This window comes from Bradyrhizobium sp. P2_E8 (assembly GCF_056403875.1).
The window spans coordinates 1-1,586 of the sequence record NZ_JBFUES010001356.1 but is presented as its reverse complement, the minus strand read 5'-3'; the positions used below and the strand labels follow the sequence as shown (position 1 = coordinate 1,586).

1 protein-coding gene is annotated in these 1,586 nt (G+C 64.6%); it reads left to right on the top strand.

Features of this window, described 5'->3' with window-relative positions:
* The coding region (glyS, locus tag AC1D00_RS40395) for a glycine--tRNA ligase subunit beta (RefSeq protein ID WP_477014546.1) at nucleotides 1-1,586 on the top strand (1,586 nt) is incomplete at both ends.

Sequence of the window (1,586 nt, the reverse complement as noted above, 5' to 3'; positions counted from 1 at the left end):
GGCCTGGTCTACGAGGGCGCGAAAGCCTTCGCGACACCGCGCCGCCTCGCGCTCACCGTGCACGGAATCCCTGCACGTCAGCCCGACCTGAAGACCGAACGCCGCGGACCGAAGATGGGCGCGCCCGATGCGGCCGTGCAGGGCTTTCTGAAAGCGACAGGTCTGAACTCGCTGGACGAGGCCAAGATCCAGCGCGATCCGAAGGGCGACTTCTACATCGCGCTGATCGAGAAGCCCGGCCGCGCCGCGATCGACGTGCTTGCGGAGATCCTGCCCGTCATCATCCGCACTTTCCCCTGGCCGAAATCGATGCGCTGGGGCGCGCGTTCCGGAAAACCCGGCTCGCTCAACTGGGTGCGTCCGCTGCACGCGATCACCGCGACGTTCGGGCTCGAGACCGAAGAGCCTGATGTCGTGCCGTTCTCGGTGGACGGCATCGAAGCCGGCCAGACCACCTATGGCCATCGCTTCATGGCGCCTAGCGCGATCAGCGTGCGCCGTTTCGAGGACTACGAAGCGAAGCTGAAGGCCGCAAAAGTCATCCTCGATCCGCAGGCGCGCAAGGACATCATCTTCGCGGATGCCAAGGAGCTGACCTTCGCGCAAGGATTCGAACTGGTCGAGGATCAGGTGCTGCTCGACGAAGTCTCGGGCCTCGTCGAATGGCCTGTCGTCATGATGGGATCGTTCGAGCAGGAATATCTCGCGATCCCGGAAGAGGTGATCCGCGCCACCATCCGCAACAACCAGAAGTGCTTCGTCGTCAGGGATTCCAAGACGGGCAAGCTGACCAACAAGTTCGTCCTCACGGCGAATATCGAGGCGGCCGACGGCGGCAAGATCATCGTCGCCGGCAACGAGCGCGTGATCCGTCCACGCCTGTCGGATGCGAAATTCTTCTATGAGACGGACCTGAAGACCAAGCTCGAGGACCGATTGCCGAAGTTCGAGCAGATAGTGTTCCATGAGAAGCTCGGGACGCAGGCTGCGCGCATCAAGCGCATTGAGGTGCTAGCAGTGGAGATCGCGCCGCTGGTCGGCGCCGATGTCGGGAAGGCGACCCGCGCCGCGCATCTGGCGAAGGCGGATCTGCTGACCGAAGTCGTCGGCGAATTCCCTGAGGTGCAGGGCCTAATGGGCAAGTACTACGCGCTGGCGCAGGGTGAGGATGCTTCCGTCGCCGCGGCTTGCGAGGAGCATTACAAGCCGCAAGGCCCCGCCGATCGCGTGCCGACCGATCCGGTCAGCGTTGCAGTCGCGCTCGCCGACAAGCTCGACACGCTCGTCGGCTTCTGGGCCATCGACGAGAAGCCGACGGGCAGCAAGGACCCTTATGCGCTGCGCCGTGCCGCGCTGGGTGTGATCCGGCTGATCGCCGAGAACGCACTGCGTCTGTCGCTGATGAAGGTGGCGGCGTCCGCGCTCGCCGGCTTGTCGGTGAAGCCGGYCGACGCACAGAGGCTTCCGAGCGATCTGCTCGCCTTCTTCGCCGACCGCCTGAAGGTCCAGCTGCGCGAGCAGGGCGCGCGGCACGATCTCGTCGATGCCGTGTTCGCGCTTGGCGGCCAGGACGACCTGCTCATGAT